General features: G+C 38.8%; 18 protein-coding genes, 2 rRNA genes and 1 riboswitch (1 of these 21 only partly in view). Of the genes, 16 read left to right on the top strand and 4 right to left on the bottom strand.

Translation table 11 applies throughout. The annotated features are described in order from the left end of the window. Positions 1–1,149, top strand: a 23S ribosomal RNA gene (locus tag ACUN26_RS25590) (it extends 1,773 nt beyond the left edge of the window). A gap of 49 nt (positions 1,150–1,198) precedes the next feature. Further along, positions 1,199–1,314: ribosomal RNA gene (rrf, locus tag ACUN26_RS25595) — 5S ribosomal RNA — on the top strand. A gap of 45 nt (positions 1,315–1,359) precedes the next feature. On the opposite strand, the gene ACUN26_RS25600 is transcribed toward rrf, so the two are convergent. Beyond that, positions 1,360–1,626, bottom strand: a complete 267-nt coding sequence (locus ACUN26_RS25600) for a hypothetical protein (protein ID WP_000927496.1) — start codon at positions 1,624–1,626, stop codon at positions 1,360–1,362. A 299-nt stretch (positions 1,627–1,925) separates the two neighbouring features. After that, a riboswitch (purine riboswitch) is annotated at positions 1,926–2,027 on the top strand. A 110-nt stretch (positions 2,028–2,137) separates the two neighbouring features. Between ACUN26_RS25600 and purE the strand changes: the two genes are divergently transcribed. The 12 genes from purE to purD all read left to right on the top strand — a co-directional run bounded on the left by purE (position 2,138) and on the right by purD (position 15,197). Then, positions 2,138–2,623, top strand: a complete 486-nt coding sequence (purE, locus tag ACUN26_RS25605) for a 5-(carboxyamino)imidazole ribonucleotide mutase (RefSeq protein WP_000839361.1) — start codon at positions 2,138–2,140, stop codon at positions 2,621–2,623. After that, positions 2,620–3,771 carry a 5-(carboxyamino)imidazole ribonucleotide synthase gene (gene purK, locus ACUN26_RS25610; protein ID WP_000196786.1) on the top strand — a complete coding sequence of 384 codons (1,152 nt, stop codon included), beginning with the start codon at positions 2,620–2,622 and terminating at the stop codon, positions 3,769–3,771. The genes purE and purK overlap by 4 nt, the downstream gene beginning before the upstream one ends. Then, a complete protein-coding gene (gene purB / locus ACUN26_RS25615) occupies positions 3,768–5,075 on the top strand; it encodes an adenylosuccinate lyase (protein ID WP_000610752.1) in 1,308 nt (435 codons plus the stop codon). The genes purK and purB overlap by 4 nt, the downstream gene beginning before the upstream one ends. Before the next feature lie 88 nt (positions 5,076–5,163). Then, positions 5,164–5,883 (top strand): phosphoribosylaminoimidazolesuccinocarboxamide synthase, encoded by a 720-nt coding sequence (gene purC, locus ACUN26_RS25620; RefSeq protein ID WP_001170546.1) that lies wholly within the window; start codon positions 5,164–5,166, stop codon positions 5,881–5,883. Beyond that, on the top strand, positions 5,876–6,130 hold the full coding sequence (purS, locus tag ACUN26_RS25625) for a phosphoribosylformylglycinamidine synthase subunit PurS (RefSeq protein ID WP_000278820.1): 255 nt from the start codon (positions 5,876–5,878) through the stop codon (positions 6,128–6,130). Before purC ends, purS begins: the two co-directional genes overlap by 8 nt. After that, entirely contained in the window at positions 6,127–6,810 is a 684-nt protein-coding gene (gene purQ / locus ACUN26_RS25630) for a phosphoribosylformylglycinamidine synthase subunit PurQ (RefSeq protein ID WP_000666769.1), read from the top strand. Before purS ends, purQ begins: the two co-directional genes overlap by 4 nt. Continuing rightward, positions 6,794–9,013, top strand: coding sequence for a phosphoribosylformylglycinamidine synthase II (purL, locus tag ACUN26_RS25635; protein WP_000055550.1), 2,220 nt, complete (start codon positions 6,794–6,796; stop codon positions 9,011–9,013). Before purQ ends, purL begins: the two co-directional genes overlap by 17 nt. Next, positions 8,998–10,413 (top strand): amidophosphoribosyltransferase, encoded by a 1,416-nt coding sequence (gene purF / locus ACUN26_RS25640; protein ID WP_000879031.1) that lies wholly within the window; start codon positions 8,998–9,000, stop codon positions 10,411–10,413. Before purL ends, purF begins: the two co-directional genes overlap by 16 nt. A gap of 104 nt (positions 10,414–10,517) precedes the next feature. After that, complete coding sequence (gene purM / locus ACUN26_RS25645) at positions 10,518–11,558, top strand: phosphoribosylformylglycinamidine cyclo-ligase (RefSeq protein ID WP_001262428.1); 1,041 nt, start codon at positions 10,518–10,520, stop codon at positions 11,556–11,558. Then, positions 11,555–12,142 carry a phosphoribosylglycinamide formyltransferase gene (gene purN, locus ACUN26_RS25650; protein WP_000088570.1) on the top strand — a complete coding sequence of 196 codons (588 nt, stop codon included), beginning with the start codon at positions 11,555–11,557 and terminating at the stop codon, positions 12,140–12,142. The genes purM and purN overlap by 4 nt, the downstream gene beginning before the upstream one ends. 24 nt (positions 12,143–12,166) lie before the next feature. Continuing rightward, on the top strand, positions 12,167–13,702 hold the full coding sequence (gene purH, locus ACUN26_RS25655; RefSeq protein WP_000745414.1) for a bifunctional phosphoribosylaminoimidazolecarboxamide formyltransferase/IMP cyclohydrolase: 1,536 nt from the start codon (positions 12,167–12,169) through the stop codon (positions 13,700–13,702). A gap of 223 nt (positions 13,703–13,925) precedes the next feature. After that, on the top strand, positions 13,926–15,197 hold the full coding sequence (purD, locus tag ACUN26_RS25660; RefSeq protein WP_001101935.1) for a phosphoribosylamine--glycine ligase: 1,272 nt from the start codon (positions 13,926–13,928) through the stop codon (positions 15,195–15,197). Between the two features lie 36 nt (positions 15,198–15,233). Here the strand turns inward: purD and ACUN26_RS25665 are convergent, their stop codons facing one another. The 3 genes from ACUN26_RS25665 to ACUN26_RS25675 all read right to left on the bottom strand — a co-directional run bounded on the left by ACUN26_RS25665 (position 15,234) and on the right by ACUN26_RS25675 (position 16,856). Continuing rightward, positions 15,234–15,398 carry a toxin-antitoxin system HicB family antitoxin gene (locus ACUN26_RS25665; protein ID WP_001085171.1) on the bottom strand — a complete coding sequence of 55 codons (165 nt, stop codon included), beginning with the start codon at positions 15,396–15,398 and terminating at the stop codon, positions 15,234–15,236. Positions 15,399–15,414: 16 nt separating this feature from the next. Beyond that, complete coding sequence (locus tag ACUN26_RS25670; RefSeq protein WP_000660691.1) at positions 15,415–16,260, bottom strand: SPFH domain-containing protein; 846 nt, start codon at positions 16,258–16,260, stop codon at positions 15,415–15,417. A gap of 218 nt (positions 16,261–16,478) precedes the next feature. Beyond that, complete coding sequence (locus ACUN26_RS25675) at positions 16,479–16,856, bottom strand: YgaP family membrane protein (protein WP_000812337.1); 378 nt, start codon at positions 16,854–16,856, stop codon at positions 16,479–16,481. A gap of 306 nt (positions 16,857–17,162) precedes the next feature. Between ACUN26_RS25675 and ACUN26_RS25680 the strand changes: the two genes are divergently transcribed. Both ACUN26_RS25680 and pcrA read left to right on the top strand, forming a co-directional pair. Next, entirely contained in the window at positions 17,163–17,852 is a 690-nt protein-coding gene (locus tag ACUN26_RS25680) for a heptaprenylglyceryl phosphate synthase (RefSeq protein WP_000272083.1), read from the top strand. Then, a complete protein-coding gene (gene pcrA / locus ACUN26_RS25685; protein ID WP_001149618.1) occupies positions 17,853–20,102 on the top strand; it encodes a DNA helicase PcrA in 2,250 nt (749 codons plus the stop codon). The last annotated feature ends 10 nt before the right edge of the window (positions 20,103–20,112 follow it).

Genomic DNA, 20,112 nt, shown 5'->3' on the forward strand with positions numbered 1-20,112 from the left:
CCGCAGTGAATAGGCCCAAGCGACTGTTTAGCAAAAACACAGGTCTCTGCGAAGCCGTAAGGCGAAGTATAGGGGCTGACACCTGCCCGGTGCTGGAAGGTTAAGGAGAGGGGTTAGCGTAAGCGAAGCTCTGAACTGAAGCCCCAGTAAACGGCGGCCGTAACTATAACGGTCCTAAGGTAGCGAAATTCCTTGTCGGGTAAGTTCCGACCCGCACGAAAGGTGTAACGATTTGGGCACTGTCTCAACCAGAGACTCGGTGAAATTATAGTACCTGTGAAGATGCAGGTTACCCGCGACAGGACGGAAAGACCCCGTGGAGCTTTACTGTAGCCTGATATTGAATTTTGGTACAGTTTGTACAGGATAGGCGGGAGCCATTGAAACCGGAGCGCTAGCTTCGGTGGAGGCGCTGGTGGGATACCGCCCTGACTGTATTGAAATTCTAACCTACGGGTCTTATCGACCCGGGAGACAGTGTCAGGTGGGCAGTTTGACTGGGGCGGTCGCCTCCTAAAGTGTAACGGAGGCGCCCAAAGGTTCCCTCAGAATGGTTGGAAATCATTCGTAGAGTGCAAAGGCATAAGGGAGCTTGACTGCGAGACCTACAAGTCGAGCAGGGACGAAAGTCGGGCTTAGTGATCCGGTGGTTCCGCATGGAAGGGCCATCGCTCAACGGATAAAAGCTACCCCGGGGATAACAGGCTTATCTCCCCCAAGAGTCCACATCGACGGGGAGGTTTGGCACCTCGATGTCGGCTCATCGCATCCTGGGGCTGTAGTCGGTCCCAAGGGTTGGGCTGTTCGCCCATTAAAGCGGTACGCGAGCTGGGTTCAGAACGTCGTGAGACAGTTCGGTCCCTATCCGTCGTGGGCGTAGGAAATTTGAGAGGAGCTGTCCTTAGTACGAGAGGACCGGGATGGACGCACCGCTGGTGTACCAGTTGTTCTGCCAAGGGCATAGCTGGGTAGCTATGTGCGGAAGGGATAAGTGCTGAAAGCATCTAAGCATGAAGCCCCCCTCAAGATGAGATTTCCCATAGCGTAAGCTAGTAAGATCCCTGAAAGATGATCAGGTTGATAGGTTCGAGGTGGAAGCATGGTGACATGTGGAGCTGACGAATACTAATAGATCGAGGACTTAACCATATAATATGTAGCAAATGTTATCTAGTTTTGAAGGAATATGCCTTCATAGTTTGGTGATGATGGCAGAGAGGTCACACCCGTTCCCATACCGAACACGGAAGTTAAGCTCTCTAGCGCCGATGGTAGTTGGGACCTTGTCCCTGTGAGAGTAGGACGTCGCCAAGCAAGCTTAAGACGAGTCAGAATGACTCGTCTTTTTTGTGTTTATTTTTATTTACCAAATGTCATAATCCATAAATTTAATAACGCCAAAAATGAAAAAAGAATGAAATAGAGACTGTTTAAAATAATGGCAATGATTTTTGGTGTTCCTGATTTTCCGACTGCCCTAAAATAATACTTAAGAACAGGAAACATTATTTCTATTATAAGTATATATTTTAAAAAATGAGAGTAGAAAAAATGGGATGATATAAATAAGTATTCAATCATTATAGCAATTACTGCGATAGAGAAAAATAAATAAGATAATAGCATAGTTATTTTTTTTCACGGTTATTCTCCCCCTAAAAATTAAATCGCTATAATATAAGTTCTATTGATGTATAGAGAATAAGAGTTTATATACTTTTATTAAAATGTACTGAAGTACCATATAAACAATTGTACGTAAAATAGATCTCTAGAAATATATATTCTAATTCCCTTTCCTTCTTGCATATAGTTGCAATTCTTCTTTTGAATATAACTAAAACACGAACGTTATTGGTAACTAGTAAAAAAACATTCGATTATTTATTGACATTGTTTATAAAATATTGTTAATATAGCCATAGAAACAATAATATATAAGACCTCATATAATCGCGGGGATATGGCCTGCAAGTCTCTACCTAACGACCGTTATTCGTTAGACTATGAGGGAAAGTCACTCGGTATTTTTCTATTCACAAGGGATACGTATGCCTGAGTAGAGCGCTTTCTCTCATAGTAAAAGAGAAACTGTTCTATTTCAGGCTTTTTTTATTTGAATCGGGGGGATTCTAATATGAAATCACTAGTTGGAGTCATAATGGGAAGTACGTCAGACTGGGAAACAATGAAATTTGCTTGTGACATTTTAGATGAATTAAATATACCGTATGAGAAAAAAGTTGTATCCGCTCATCGGACTCCGGATTATATGTTTGAATATGCAGAGACGGCTCGTGAACGTGGATTGAAAGTTATTATTGCTGGAGCTGGTGGAGCAGCGCATTTACCAGGAATGGTTGCAGCGAAGACAAATCTTCCTGTAATTGGCGTTCCAGTTCAATCAAAAGCGTTAAACGGATTAGATTCATTATTATCCATCGTCCAAATGCCAGGAGGGGTTCCAGTTGCAACTGTTGCAATTGGTAAAGCTGGTTCAACAAATGCTGGATTACTTGCTGCACAAATACTTGGATCATTCCATGATGATATACATGATGCATTGGAATTGAGACGAGAAGCGATTGAAAAAGATGTGCGTGAAGGTAGTGAGCTAGTATGACGAGAATCATTTTACCTGGAAAAACAATCGGCATTATTGGAGGCGGCCAGCTTGGAAGAATGATGGCATTGGCAGCTAAGGAGATGGGATATAAAATTGCTGTTTTAGATCCTACAAAGCATTCACCATGTGCACAAGTTGCTGATGTTGAAATTGTTGCACCATATGACGATTTAAAAGCAATTCAGCATTTAGCAGAGATAAGTGATGTTGTCACATATGAATTTGAGAATATTGATTATAGATGTTTACAATGGCTTGAAAAACATGCTTACTTACCACAAGGTAGTCAGTTGTTAAATAAAACGCAAAATCGTTTTACAGAAAAGAATGCAATTGAAAAAGCCGGGTTACCGGTAGCGACGTATAGATTAGTTCAAAATCAAGAGCAGCTTACTAAAGCGATTGCTGAGTTATCATATCCTTCCGTCTTAAAAACAACGACAGGTGGATATGATGGGAAAGGGCAAGTTGTTTTAAGAAGTGAAGCTGATGTTGAGAAGGCACGAAATCTTGCGAATGAAGCAGAATGCATTCTAGAAAAATGGGTGCCTTTTGAAAAAGAAGTATCAGCTATTGTCATTCGTAGTGTAAGTGGTGAAACGAAAGTGTTTCCAGTAGCGGAAAATATTCATGTGAATAACATTTTACATGAATCTATCGTTCCAGCTCGCATTACAGAAGAACTTTCTCAAAAAGCAATTGCTTACGCAAAGGTACTTGCGGATGAATTAGAACTTGTGGGAACACTAGCGGTAGAGATGTTTGCTACAGCTAATGGTGAGATTTACATTAATGAATTAGCACCAAGACCTCACAATTCAGGACACTATACACAGGATGCATGTGAAACGAGTCAATTTGGTCAACATATTCGAGCAATCTGTAATTTACCTCTTGGAGAAACAAATTTGTTAAAACCAGTTGTCATGGTAAACATTTTAGGCGAACATATAGAAGGGGTCCTAGGACAAGTGAATAGATTAACCGGGTGCTATTTACACTTGTATGGAAAAGAAGAAGCAAAAGCGCAGCGAAAAATGGGGCATGTTAATATTTTAAATGATAATATTGAAGTCGCTCTAGAAAAAGCGAAGAGTTTGCATATTTGGGACCATCAAGAACAACTGTTGGAGGGAAAAAGATGATTAATCGTTATACACGCCCTGAAATGGGTGCTATTTGGACGGAAGAGAATAAATTTAAAGCATGGTTAGAAGTTGAGATTTTAGCTTGTGAAGCATGGGCTGAGCTTGGCGATATTCCAAAAGAAGATGTTAAAAAAATTCGTGAGCATGCATCATTTGATATTGATCGTATTTATGAAATTGAAAAAGAAACACGTCATGACGTAGTTGCTTTCACTCGTGCTGTATCAGAAACACCAACATTAGGTGAAGAACGCAAATGGGTTCATTACGGTTTAACATCTACAGACGTAGTAGATACAGCTTTATCTTACATCTTAAAACAAGCAAATGAAATCTTGTTAAAAGACTTAGAAAACTTCGTTAGCATTTTAGCTAACAAAGCGAAAGAGCATAAATACACGATTATGATGGGAAGAACGCACGGTGTTCATGCAGAGCCAACGACATTTGGTTTAAAACTTGGTCTTTGGTATGAAGAAATGAAACGTAACGTAGAGCGTTTCAAACAAGCTGCGGATACAGTTCGCGTTGGTAAATTATCTGGTGCAGTTGGTACATACGCGAACATTGATCCATTCGTAGAAAAATTTGTTTGTGAAAACTTAGGATTAGAAGCGGCACCAATTTCAACACAAACATTGCAACGTGATCGTCATGCACATTACATGTCAACACTTGCGCTAATCGCAACATCTATTGAAAAGATGGCAGTTGAGATTCGTGGTTTACAAAAGAGTGAAACACGTGAAGTTGAAGAGGCTTTCGCAAAAGGTCAAAAAGGTTCTTCTGCAATGCCACATAAACGTAATCCAATTGGATCTGAAAATATGACTGGTTTAGCTCGTGTTATCCGCGGTTATATGATGACGGCTTACGAGAATGTTCCATTATGGCATGAGCGCGACATTTCTCACTCTTCAGCAGAACGCGTAATTCTACCAGATGCTACAATCGCATTAAATTACATGTTAAATCGCTTTGGTAATATCGTTAAAAACTTAACTGTATACCCGGAGAATATGAAACGCAATATGACAAGAACATACGGCTTAATTTACTCTCAGCGCGTAATGCTTACACTAATCGACAAAGGTATGGTACGTGAAGAAGCTTATGATATCGTACAGCCTAAAGCGATGGAAGCTTGGGAAACACAAGTACAATTTAAAGAGCTTGTAGAAGCTGATGAGCGTATTACGAGCAAATTAACGCAAGAGGAAATTAACGAATGCTTCAACTATGAGCATCATATGCAACATGTTGATACAATCTTTGAACGCCTAGGATTAAACGAAGCGTAAAATTTTATATGGCACAGAATAGAGTCATTCTGTGCCATTCTTTATAAAAATATTATTCACATTTTTCAAACTACAGGGGGCTTGCGAAATGCAAAAGCTAGAATTGCTGTATGAAGGTAAGGCAAAAAGAATTTATCGTACAGAATCAGCAGATATGGTTTGGGTAGAGTACAAAGATAGTGCGACTGCTTTCAATGGGGAGAAAAAAGAGACGATTACAGGAAAAGGTCGTTTGAACAATGAGATTACAACTTTATTGTTCAGAAAGTTACAAGAAGTAGGAATAAAAACACATTTTGTTGAGAAGTTATCTGAAACAGAGCAACTTGTAAAAAAAGTGAGTATTATTCCTTTAGAAGTTGTCACAAGAAATGTAATTGCAGGAAGCCTTTCAAAGCGATTAGGAATGGAAGAGGGAACTGTACTTGCAGAACCAATCGTAGAATTTTACTTCAAAGATGATGATTTAGGAGATCCGCTTGTAACGGAAGATCATATTCGTGTATTAAATGTTGCGTCACCAGAGCAAGTAAGCGTATTACGAGATATGGCTCTACAAATCAATCAAGTATTGATTGAGCATTTCGCAAGCTGTCGTGTAAGATTAGTAGATTTTAAATTAGAGTTTGGTGTAACGGAAGAAGGAGAAATCATATTAGCGGATGAGATCTCACCAGATACTTGCCGTTTATGGGATGAAACGAGCAATGAAAAGTTTGATAAAGACGTATTCCGTCGCGATCTTGGAAATTTAACAGAAGCTTATGAAGAGATTTTAAAACGTTTAGGGGGAATTTCACATGTATAAAGTTAAGGTATATGTAACGTTAAGAGAAAGCGTATTAGATCCACAAGGAACAGCAGTAAAAGGGGCACTTCATAGTCTTTCATTTACAGAAGTACAGGATGTTCGAATCGGAAAGTACATGGAACTAACAATTGATAAATCTGTATCTGACCTTGACGCAAAGGTAAAGGAAATGTGTGAAAAATTATTAGCAAACGTTGTAATGGAAGACTTCCGTTATGAAGTTGAGGAGGTTGTCGCACAGTGAAATTTGCCGTAATAGTATTTCCGGGTTCGAACTGTGATGTCGATATGTTCCATGCAATTAAAGATGAGCTTGGTGAAGAAGTAGATTACGTTTGGCACGATAAAGAGAATTTAGATGAATATGATGCAATTTTACTACCTGGTGGATTCTCTTACGGTGACTATTTACGTTGTGGTGCTATTTCTCGCTTTGCTAACGCAATGAAAGCAGTGCAAAAAGCTGCTGAGCAAGGAAAACCAATTTTAGGAGTGTGTAATGGATTCCAGATTCTTGTTGAATCAGGATTACTACCAGGAGCACTAATAAGAAACGAAAACTTAAAATTTATGTGTCGCACGGTTCAGTTACGTGTTGAAAATAACGAAACGATGTTTACATCACAATATGAAAAAGATGAAGTAATCAATATTCCAATTGCACATGGTGAAGGGAATTACTATTGTGATGAAGTAACTCTTAAACAATTAGAAAAGAATAATCAAATCGCATTCCGTTATGTAGAAAATCCGAATGGTAGCGTTTCAGATATTGCTGGTATTGTAAATGAAAAGGGAAATGTACTTGGTATGATGCCACACCCAGAGCGTGCTGTAGATGAATTGCTTGGTGGTGCTGAAGGGTTAAAAGTCTTTCAATCTATCTTAAAACAGTGGAGGGAAACATATGTCGTTAATGCTTGAACCAAATCCAACACAAATTAAAGAAGAGCGTATATATGCGGAAATGGGGCTAACAGACGAAGAGTTTGCCATGGTTGAAAAGATTCTAGGCCGTTTGCCGAATTATACAGAAACAGGTTTATTCTCTGTAATGTGGTCTGAACATTGTAGTTATAAAAATTCAAAACCAGTTCTTCGCAAGTTCCCAACAACAGGTGAGCGTGTCCTGCAAGGCCCTGGAGAAGGCGCTGGAATTGTAGATATCGGTGATAATCAAGCGGTTGTATTTAAAATGGAAAGCCATAACCATCCTTCTGCTATTGAACCATATCAAGGAGCAGCAACAGGCGTTGGTGGTATTATCCGTGACGTATTCTCTATGGGAGCACGTCCAGTAGCTCTATTAAACTCACTTCGCTTCGGTGAACTACAATCACCACGTGTGAAATATTTATTTGAAGAAGTAGTAGCAGGAATCGCAGGATACGGTAACTGCATCGGTATTCCTACTGTTGGTGGCGAAGTACAATTCGATCCATGTTACGAAGGAAATCCACTTGTAAATGCAATGTGCGTAGGTTTAATTAACCACGAGGATATTAAAAAAGGGCAAGCACACGGTGCTGGCAATACAGTAATGTACGTAGGAGCATCAACTGGTCGTGACGGTATTCACGGTGCAACATTCGCATCTGAAGAACTATCTGAAAGCTCAGAAGCGAAACGTCCGGCAGTTCAAGTAGGAGATCCATTTATGGAGAAACTTCTTATCGAAGCATGTTTAGAACTTATTCAGTCTGATGCACTTGTTGGAATTCAAGATATGGGAGCTGCTGGTTTAACTTCATCTTCTGCAGAAATGGCAAGTAAAGCAGGTATGGGTATTGAAATGTACTTAGATGATGTACCACAGCGTGAAACGGGAATGACACCATATGAAATGATGCTATCTGAATCACAAGAGCGTATGTTAATTGTTATCAAAAAAGGTAGAGAGCAAGAAATAGTAGATTTATTTGAGAAGTATGGTCTTGCAGCAGTTACGATGGGGAAAGTAACGGAAGACAAAATGCTTCGCTTATTCCATAAAGGTGAAATGGTAGCTGAAGTACCAGCAGATGCTCTTGCAGAAGAAGCGCCAATTTATCATAAACCATCAAAAGAAGCAGCATACTTTGCTGAGTTCCAGCAGATGAAAGTGGAAACACCGCAAGTAGAAGATTATAAAGAAACGTTATTCGCTTTACTACAACAACCGACAATTGCAAGTAAAGAGTGGGTATATGATCAATATGATTATCAAGTACGCACAAGCACAGTTGTTACACCAGGTTCAGATGCAGCGGTTGTACGTGTACGCGGTACAGAAAAAGGATTAGCAATGACGACAGATTGTAACTCTCGCTATATTTACTTAGATCCAGAAACGGGCGGTAAAATTGCAGTAGCAGAGGCAGCGCGTAATATCGTATGTTCTGGTGGAGAGCCACTTGCAATTACAGATTGCTTAAACTTTGGTAACCCAGAAAAACTGGAAATCTTCTGGCAAATTGAGAAATCGGTAGATGGTATGAGTGAAGCTTGTCGCACATTACAAACGCCAGTTATTGGCGGAAACGTATCGATGTATAACGAGCGTAGTGGTGAAGCGGTATATCCAACACCGACTGTTGGGATGGTTGGTCTTGTCCATGATTTAAAACATGTAACAACACAAGAATTTAAGCAAGCTGGCGATTTAGTGTACGTAATTGGAGAGACGAAAGCTGAATTTGGTGGAAGTGAATTACAGAAAATGGTCCACGGCAAAATTTTCGGCCAATCACCAAGTATCGATCTAGATGTAGAATTAAAACGCCAAAAACAAGTATTAGAAGCAATTCAAGCTGGCCTTGTTCAATCGGCACATGATGTTGCTGAAGGTGGTTTAGCAGTTGCAATTTCTGAAAGTGCAATTGGTGCTAACGGTTTAGGTGCTACTGTGAAATTAGACGGTGAAGCAACGGCGGTATTATTTGCGGAATCACAATCTCGCTTCGTTCTAACTGTAAAACGTGAAAACAAAGAAGCGTTCGAGAAAGTCGTCGAAGCAATTCAAGTTGGAGCAGTGACAGATACAAATGAGGTAACAATTCATAATGAAGAAAATGAAGTATTACTTACAGCAAATGTAGATGAAATGAGACAGGCTTGGAAAGGGGCAATCCCATGCTTGCTGAAATAAAGGGGTTAAATGAAGAATGTGGCGTCTTTGGAATTTGGGGGCATGAAAATGCGGCACAAGTTTCGTACTACGGATTGCACAGTTTGCAGCACCGTGGGCAAGAGGGCGCAGGCATTGTTGTAAATAATGGGGAAAAAATCGTCGGTCACAAGGGATTAGGTTTAATATCGGAAGTGTTCTCAAGAGGTGAGCTAGAAGGATTGAACGGAAAATCAGCAATCGGACACGTACGATACGCGACGGCTGGTGGAAGTGAAGTAGCTAACGTTCAACCATTATTATTCCGTTTTTCTGATCATAGTATGGCATTAGCTCATAACGGAAATTTAATTAATGCAAAAATGCTTCGCCGCGAATTAGAGGCAGAGGGAAGTATTTTTCAAACGAGTTCAGATACAGAAGTACTTTTACATCTTATTAAGCGTAGTACGAAAGATTCTTTAATTGAAAGTGTAAAAGAGGCACTAAATAAAGTGAAAGGTGCGTTTGCATACCTTTTACTAACTGGGAATGAAATGATTGTTGCGCTAGATCCGAATGGGTTCCGTCCTCTTTCAATTGGAAAGATGGGTGATGCTTACGTTGTAGCATCAGAAACATGTGCTTTCGATGTAGTAGGTGCAACATACATTCGTGATGTAGAACCGGGTGAATTACTTATCATCAATGATGAAGGAATTCACGTAGATCGTTTTACAAATGAAGTAGATCATGCAATTTGTAGTATGGAGTACATTTACTTTGCGCGTCCGGATTCTAATATCGCTGGTATTAATGTCCACGCAGCACGTAAAAACATGGGGAAACGTTTAGCGGCAGAAGCTCCTATTGAAGCTGATGTTGTTACTGGTGTACCAGATTCTAGTATTTCAGCTGCGATCGGTTATGCTGAGGCGACAGGTATTCCATATGAGTTAGGATTAATTAAAAATCGTTACGTTGGACGTACGTTTATTCAACCTTCTCAAGAACTGCGAGAGCAAGGGGTAAAGATGAAGCTTTCCGCAGTAAGAGGTGTAGTTGAGGGGAAACGAGTTGTTATGATTGACGACTCTATCGTAAGAGGAACGACAAGCAAACGAATTGTTCGTATGCTTCGTGAAGCTGGAGCGACAGAGGTTCATGTAAGAATTGCTTCACCGCCTCTAAAATATCCATGTTTCTATGGTATTGATATTCAAACGAGAAAAGAATTAATTGCAGCAAATAATACAGTAGAAGAAATCCGTGAAATGATCGGAGCGGATTCTTTAACATTTTTAAGTGAAGATGGATTAGTAGATGCAATTGGACGTCCATATGAAGGGAAATATGGCGGCCTATGTATGGCTTACTTCAATGGAGACTATCCAACAGCTCTTTATGATTATGAGCAAGAGCTTTTAGAAAGTATGAAATAAGAAAGTGAAAAAAGCTTCTACTTCTTTTGATGTAGAAGCTAGCTTCTTTCTTAAAAACGGCCGCCCTGGATGGGGAGAAATTAAAAGACGAGGTGTAAATAACGATGGCGAATGCATATAAGCAAGCAGGAGTAGATATTGAAGCTGGATATGAAGCGGTATCTCGCATGAAAAAACACGTACAAACAACAATGAGAAAAGAAGTACTAGGCGGTTTAGGCGGTTTTGGAGGTATGTTTGATCTATCAAAATTTGCATTAGAAGAACCTGTATTAGTATCTGGAACAGATGGCGTGGGAACAAAATTGATGCTCGCTTTTATGGCAGATAAACATGACACAATTGGTATTGATGCAGTAGCGATGTGTGTAAATGATATTGTTGTCCAAGGGGCAGAGCCGCTTTTCTTCCTTGATTATATTGCTTGTGGTAAAGCTGAACCTAGTAAAATTGAAAACATCGTCAAAGGTATATCAGAGGGCTGTCGCCAAGCTGGTTGTGCATTAATTGGTGGGGAAACAGCTGAAATGCCAGGAATGTATTCTACGGAAGAATACGATTTAGCTGGTTTTACAGTTGGGATTGTTGATAAAAAGAAAATTGTAACAGGTGAAAAGATTGAAGCTGGTCACGTATTAATTGGCTTAGCATCTAGCGGTATTCATAGTAATGGTTACTCTTTAGTACGAAAAGTGTTACTAGAAGATGGAGAACTATCTTTAGATCGCATTTATGGACGCTTAGAACTACCTCTTGGTGAGGAGTTATTAAAACCAACGAAAATTTATGTCAAACCTATTTTAGAACTATTGAAAAAACATGAAGTGTACGGTATGGCTCATATTACAGGTGGTGGATTCATTGAAAATATTCCACGTATGTTGCCAGAAGGAATTGGTGCTGAGATTGAACTTGGATCTTGGGAAATTCAGCCGATTTTCAATTTGCTTCAAGAAGTTGGGAAACTAGAAGAGAAAGAAATGTTCAATATTTTTAACATGGGTATTGGTATGGTAGTAGCGGTAAGGGAAGAAGATGCAAAAGATATTGTTCGTCTTCTTGAAGAGCAAGGAGAAACAGCTCGTATTATTGGTCGTACTGTACAAGGGGATGGCGTTACCTTCAATGGGGGCACAGCACTATGAGTAGATTAGCAGTTTTTGCTTCTGGAAGCGGATCTAACTTTCAATCTCTCGTTAATGCGGTAGAAGAAAAGAGATTGGATGCAGATATTAGTTTATTAGTATGTGATAAACCAGAAGCACGCGTTATTGGACGGGCACATTATCATCATATCCCATGTTTCGCTTTTTCAGCGAAAGCATATGAGTCAAAAGAAGCATTTGAAAAAGAAATATTAAAGAAGCTAGAAGAGTATGAAATTGATTATGTTATTTTAGCTGGATATATGCGTTTAATTGGGCCAACTTTACTAGAAGCATATGGCGGGAAGATTATTAACATTCATCCATCACTACTACCGAGTTTCCCAGGGAAAGATGCTGTCGGTCAAGCGTTAGAAGCAGGTGTGAAAGTAACTGGAGTAACAATTCATTATGTAGATGCAGGTATGGATACAGGTCCAATTATTGCGCAAGAAGCAGTAGTTGTTTCTGAAGGTGATACGAGAGAAAGCTTACAAAAGAAAATTCAACAAGTTGAACATAAATTATACGTAAATACAGTGAATCAAATTGTTCAGTCTGTGAAAGAACCAACTGTTAACTAACATACAACCAGGGGTGAAGGATAAATGAAAAAGCGTGCATTAGTAAGTGTTTCAGATAAAACAGGAGTAGTAGAATTTGTTAAAGGTTTACTAGAACAAGGGATTGAAGTTATTTCAACAGGTGGTACGAAAAAATTACTAGAAGAAAATGGTTTACAAGTAATCGGTATTTCTGAAGTAACTGGTTTCCCAGAAATTATGGATGGCCGTGTAAAAACATTACATCCAAATATTCATGGTGGTCTATTAGCAGTTCGTGATAATGAAACACATGTAGCGCAAATGAATGAATTAGGCATTCAACCAATTGACTTTGTTGTTGTTAACTTATACCCATTTAAAGAAACAATCGCTAAGCCTGATGTAACATTTGCTGATGCAATTGAAAATATTGATATTGGTGGCCCAACAATGATTCGCTCTGCTGCGAAAAATCATAAATTTGTATCGGTAATCGTAGATCCAGTAGATTATGATGTTGTATTAGCAGAACTGAAAGAGAACGGCGAAGTAAAAGAAGAGACGAAACGTAAATTAGCAGCGAAAGTATTCCGTCATACAGCGGCATATGATGCGTTAATTTCTAACTACTTAACAGAACAAATGGGTGAAGAAAGTCCAGAAACGTTAACTGTGACGTTTGAGAAAAAGCAAGACTTACGTTATGGAGAGAACCCACATCAAAAGGCTACTTTCTATAAAGCACCATTTGCTGCAACTTCTTCTGTTGCATATGCAGAACAATTACATGGTAAGGAATTATCTTATAACAATATTAATGATGCAGACGCAGCGCTTAGCATCGTAAAAGAATTTACAGAACCAGCAGTAGTAGCGGTAAAACATATGAATCCATGTGGCGTTGGAGTAGGAACTGATATTCACGAGGCATATACTCGTGCTTATGAAGCGGATCCAGTATCAATCTTCGGCGGTATTATTGCAGCAAATCGTGAAATTGATAAAGCTACAGCAGAAAAGTTACACGAAATTTTCTTAGAAATTGTTATCGCTCCTTCGTTCTCGCAAGAAGCTTTAGAAGTGTTGCAAAGCAAGAAGAACTTACGCTTACTAACTGTAAATATTGAAAAAGCGACAAGTGCAAGCAAAAAACTAACTTCTGTACAAGGTGGTCTTCTTGTTCAAGAGGAAGATACGTTATCATTAGATGAGAACACAATTTCAATTCCAACGAAACGTGAACCATCAGAGCAAGAGTGGAAAGATTTAAAACTAGCTTGGAAAGTTGTAAAACATGTGAAATCAAATGCAATTGTTTTAGCGAATGATAACATGACGGTTGGTGTAGGCGCGGGACAGATGAACCGTGTAGGCTCTGCAAAAATTGCAATTACACAAGCTGGCGAAAAAGCACAAGGTAGCGCACTTGCATCTGATGCTTTCTTCCCAATGCCAGATACAGTAGAAGAAGCAGCAAAAGCTGGTATTACAGCAATTATCCAACCAGGTGGATCAATTCGTGATGAGGATTCTATTAAAGTGGCAGATAAGTATGGGATTACGATGGTGTTCACTGGCGTACGTCATTTCAAACACTAATAGAGGATGTCTAAAAGGTCCGGTCGAGATAATCTTCGCATGTCGTCGTTGCAATGCCAGTGCGGTACTCATGTAGGAAAACTATACTCCGTATCCTCTTGGAAAATGCGCCTCGACCTGCTCGGTTCTCTCGATCCTCCCTTTTAAACTTCTATTGATATGAAAAAGCAAACTAGGAGCATAGCTTCTAGTTTGTACCTATTTAATTATTGGGGGATGAAATATGAATGTTTTAGTAATTGGCCGCGGTGGGCGTGAGCATGCTTTAGCTTGGAAGTTTGCACAATCTGAAAAGGTGGAGAAGGTGTATGTAGCACCAGGTAATGAAGGTATGCGAGATGTTGCAATACCAGTTGATATTGATGAAAATGATTTTGATGCATTAGTTTTATTTGCCAAAGAGAATAATGTTGAATTAACTTTCGTTGGGCCAGAAATTCCGCTTATGAATGGAATTGTTGATCGTTTTAAAGAAGAAGGACTTCGCGTATTTGGTCCGAATAAAGCGGCTGCTGTTATTGAAGGCAGTAAAGCTTTTACGAAAGAGTTGATGAAAAAGTATAATATACCAACTGCTGCATACGAAACTTTTACAGACTATGATGAAGCAGTAAAGTACATTCAAAAAGTTGGTGCGCCAATTGTTGTTAAAGCTGATGGATTAGCTGCTGGTAAAGGTGTAACGGTAGCAATGACGCTTGAAGAGGCATTACAAGCTGTGAAAGAAATGCTACAAGATGTGAAATTCGGCGTGGCAAGTAAGAAGGTCGTTATTGAAGAGTTTTTAGATGGACAAGAATTTTCATTGATGGCATTTGTAAATGGAACAACTGTACATCCGATGGTAATTGCTCAAGACCATAAACGAGCTTTTGATGGCGATAAGGGTCCTAATACAGGTGGAATGGGCGCATATTCTCCAGTACCACAAATTCCAGAATCAGCAGTTCAAGAGGCGATTGAAACAGTATTACACCCAACTGCTAAAGCGATGATCCAAGAAAATCGTTCGTTTACAGGTATTTTATATGCAGGGCTTATTTTAACAAATGATGGTCCAAAGGTAATTGAATTTAATGCTCGCTTTGGTGATCCTGAAACGGAAGTTGTATTACCTCGCTTAGAGAATGATTTAGTTGATGTATGCAACGCTGTGTTAGATGAAAGTGAACTAACTTTACAATGGTCAGAAGATGCTGTTATCGGTGTTGTACTTGCTTCTAAAGGATATCCAGAAGCGTATAAAAAAGGTGAAGTTATTAACGGATTAGATACATTGCAAGATGTGATTGTTTTCCATGCGGGGACAGTAATGAAACACGGTGATTTTGTAACAAATGGTGGCCGTGTATTATTTGTTGCTTGCAAGGCGAATAGTTTACAAGAAGCAAAAGATAAAGTATATAAAGAAATCGGTAAAATTGAGAGTGATGGTCTATTTTATCGAAGTGATATAGGATATCGTGCAATTGGGCATGAGATGACGAGAAGTTAATGTATAAAAAATCCCGCTGAGAAATCAGCGGGATTTTTATGCATCTTTATCTTTTTTCAATTTTCCTTTTTGCTTTGCCATTTCTCGAAGTAAATACTCGATGTGTGCATTGACGCTACGAAACTCATCATTCGCCCATTTTTCGATGACTGCGTGTAATTCAGGATCAATACGTAATGGAAAGCTTTTCTTTTTAGCCATTATTATTTACAACCTATTAATATAGGCTTCCTGTATTAATAACTGGTTGCGCACCTTTATCTGAAACGATGGCAACCAATAAGTTATTTACCATATTTGCTTTACGCTCGTCATCGAGTTCCAGTACGCCTTCTTCATCTAACATATGGATTGAATCTTTGGCCATCTTCACAGCACCTTCAACAATCTCTTTTCTAGCAGCCAACACTGCTTTTGCTTGTTGACGTTGTAGCATTGCATGGGCAATTTCTGTTGCGTAAGCTAAATGCGTTAAACGAGTTTCTAATACTTCTACACCAGCGATTTCAAGACGCGCTTCTAATTCGCGTTTTAGCTCTTCTGAAATTTCCTCAGTATTTCCACGTAACGTAATACAAGTTTCATCTTGGAAATTATCGTAAGGATATTTTGTTGCAACGTGGCGGATTGCTGTTTCACTTTGGATTTCTACGAATCGATCGTAATGCTCAACACCAAACATTGCTTTTGCAGAATCAACCACTTTATATACGATAACAGCTGCAATTTCAATTGGATTTCCTTCAATATCATTTACTTTTAATTTCTTACTATTAAAGTTTTCAACACGTAAAGATACAGTTTGACGGAATGCAAATGGAATTGTTAAAAATAAACCGTTTTGACGAATTGTTCCTAAATAATTACCGAAGAACGTAATAACTTTCGCTTGATTCGGTTGAACGATACCGATGCCTGTAGCCAAAACAGATGCTAATATGAGAGCTAAAATAGCTATTACAAACATTTCTTGTACAAGGCAAAATACACCGATAGCGGCTAAAACTAAAATTCCAATAACACCCAGAAACCCATTTACATAAAATACTTGTTTTTCTTTCATATGATCGCCTCCTGATATAAAAATGATATCATTTTTATATCATTTTAAGCAAGGGGTTCACACCTAATTTTCTGAATTTTTTTATTTGGTATCTTTTATGTACGTGTTAGGGATGAAAAAAGAATGTATGTTCTGTTTTGTGGTAAAATAAAGAGGACTTAACCGCCCACTGCAGCAGCTAAGTCCCTTTGAGAGCATCTTGCATCGTGACAAATGATTCAAAGCGGTTTGGCCAGGATTATTTCTTCAATCGCTGACTCAATCTCTTTGTCAGAAGAGTCGTAACTTCCATTTGACTTTGGTTTGTCATGGGTAGAAGTTTGATTCACTTCTTCTTTAGCATGTCCTTTTTCAGTAAAATTCATGCTAGGCATTTTAAATGCGCCCATACTCATGTATTTTCCAAATTTACATACTTCAGCAATAGGGCAGAAACGAACAATCCCCTCTGCAATTTTCATGGCACCAATCCATAGTAAAACTTTAGACCAAGTGCACCACGGTTTGCGTACGAGTTTCGCTGTACTACAACCGAAGAGGATAAGTCCGAGTGTAATTCGAATTAGAGCGTTTATTGTACCGATGTTTTGCTTCATTTGAAAAACACTCCTTTTTGATGAACTTCGAAATAGCAAATACTATTTCTTTTATTAGTATTCCATGTGATTTTTGTGATATGTAATCCAACATTTGACGTTAAAAAAGATGTTGGAATGGGCGTGTGTGTAAGTAGCTTTTTTTGTTATAATGAAAGAATGCACAAAAAGAAGTTTAAAACTAGATCCTCTTTTTGAACAAATAGGGAAGAGGAGATTTAAAAGGAATTTTAAAAAATCCTGATGCAAATTAACTGTTATTTTGAACAGACATAGATATAACTAGAGAAAAGAAAGGGTGTTTTCATGTACGATATTTCCGGATGGAAACATGTATTTAAGCTTGATCCAAATAAGGAGTTAAGCGATGAACATTTAGAAATGATTTGTGAGTCTGGAACCGATGCTGTTATTGTAGGCGGAAGTGATGGAGTTACAATTGATAACGTATTACACATGCTAGTTAGCATTCGTAGATATGCAGTTCCTTGCGTGTTAGAGGTTTCTGATGTGGAAGCAATCACACCAGGCTTTGATTTTTATTACATCCCAAGCGTATTAAATAGCCGAAAAGTAGAATGGGTAACAGGTGTTCATCACGAGGCATTGAAAGAATTTGGGGATATTATGGACTGGGACGAAATTTTCATGGAAGGGTATTGTGTTTTAAATCCTGAAGCGAAAGTAGCCCAGCTTACAGATGCAAAATGTGATTTAACAGAAGATGACGTTATTGCATACGCGCGTTTAGCAGACAAGCTATTACATTTACCGATATTCTATTTAGAATATAGCGGTACGTATGGAGATATTGAACTTGTTAAAAATGTAAAAGCAGAATTGAAACAAGCTAATTTATATTATGGCGGTGGCATTTCTAATGCAGAACAAGCGAAAGAAGTAGCGCAGTATGCCGATACAGTAGTTGTTGGAAATGTTATTTATGATGATATAAAATCGGCGTTAAAAACAGTTAAAGCAGTAAAAGGAGAGTAGGTGCAGGCGTATATGAGTATGACGGATAAGTTATTAAATGGTTTAAATCCACAGCAACAAAAAGCAGTGCAAACAACGAATGGACCGCTACTATTAATGGCGGGAGCGGGTAGTGGTAAAACACGTGTGTTAACACATCGTATTGCATATTTACTTGGTGAAAAAGGTGTAGCGCCATGGAATGTACTAGCTATTACCTTTACAAATAAGGCTGCTCGTGAAATGCGCGAGCGTATTGATACACTTGTCGGACCAGAAGCAGAAGATATTTGGATTTCTACGTTCCACTCTATGTGTGTACGTATTTTACGACGTGATATCGATCGTATTGGTATTAATCGTAACTTTACAATCTTAGATTCAGGCGATCAGTTAACTGTAGTCAAAAAAATTATGAAAGAGCGTAATATTGATCCGAAGAAATTTGAGCCGCGCTCTATTTTAGCCGGCATTAGTAATGCGAAAAATGAACTGTTATCTGCAGATAAATATGCAAAAAAAATTACAATCGCTGATCCATATGAAAAATTAACGAGCGATGTATATACAGAATATCAAAAACGTCTTTTGAAAAATAACTCATTAGACTTTGATGATTTAATTATGACAACGATTCAGCTATTTGAACGTGTTCCAGAAGTACTAGAGTTTTATCAGCGCAAGTTCCAATATATTCACGTGGATGAGTATCAAGATACGAACAAAGCACAGTACCTTCTTGTTAAACATTTAGCAACACGTTTTAAAAACCTTTGTGTTGTGGGTGACTCAGATCAGTCTATTTATCGTTGGCGTGGTGCGGATATTTCTAACATTTTGTCATTCGAAAAAGACTATGAGAATGCGCAAGTTATTCTGTTAGAACAAAACTATCGCTCGTCACAAAATATTTTAAATGCAGCCAATGCTGTTATTGAAAAAAATACGAATCGTAAACCGAAAAAATTATGGACAGACAACCAAGTTGGGAGCAAAATTTCGTATTATCGTGCTGCAACTGAAAAGGACGAAGCGTATTTTGTTGCGAAAAAAATTCGTGATGATATTCAAATGGGTAACCGAAAATATACTGACTTTGCAGTATTATATCGTACGAATGCTCAGTCTCGTATGGTTGAGGAGATTTTCCTGAAATCTAATATCCCTTATAAAATTGTCGGCGGTACGAAGTTCTACGACCGTAAAGAAATTAAAGACATTTTGGCGTACTTACGTTTAATTGGGAATCCTGATGATGAGATTAGTTTCGCACGTATTATTAACATGCCGAAGCGCGGGATTGGTGCGACTTCTATCGATAAAATTATTAATTACGGTGTGCAAAACGGAATTTCATTAACGGCTGTATTTGATGAAATTGAGCATGTTGGTGTAAGTGCAAAAATTACAAAGGCAGTAAAAGAATTCGCAAGTTTACTACACAACTGGGTAAATATGCAAGAGTACTTATCTGTTACAGAATTAGTAGAAGAAGTCATTGAAAAAACAGGATATCGCGAGATGTTGAAAAATGAGCGTTCTTTAGAAGCAGAAGGCCGTTTAGAAAACTTAGATGAGTTTTTATCTGTTACGCAAACGTTCGAATCTCAAAGTGAAGATAAGAGCCTTGTTGCATTCCTAACAGACTTAGCTCTTGTCGCGGATATTGATCGTGTAGATGAAGATCCAACTGCTGGTGAAGAAGTTATTTTAATGACGATGCACTCAGCAAAAGGGCTAGAGTTCCCTGTAGTCTTTATCGTTGGTTTAGAGGAAGGAATATTCCCGCATACGCGTTCTCTTATGGAAGAAGATGAAATGCAAGAAGAGCGTCGCCTTGCTTATGTAGGTATTACTCGTGCAGAAGAAGAATTATACTTATCGAATGCGCAAATGCGTACTTTATTTGGTAGGACAAGTATGAATGCAGCATCTCGATTTATTACAGAAATCCCGGCAGAGTTGGTGGAACCATTAAATGAAACAGCGCCGAAGCGTGAAACTTCGTTTAGTGCAAAAGGAAGAACGACAGGAGCTGCGGCAACAACAACACGCTCTCGTTCAGCTTTCGTACGTCCGGCTGTTAAGACAACAGGCGGCGAGCAAATTGGCTGGGCAGTAGGCGATAAAGCTTCCCACCAAAAATGGGGAGTCGGTACAGTTGTAAGTGTAAAAGGCGAAGGTGATTCAAAAGAATTAGATATCGCGTTCCCAAGCCCGATTGGTGTTAAACGTTTATTAGCAAAATTTGCACCTGTGACGAAACAATAGGAAAGGAATG

Source organism: Bacillus sp. WC2503, assembly GCF_052682895.1.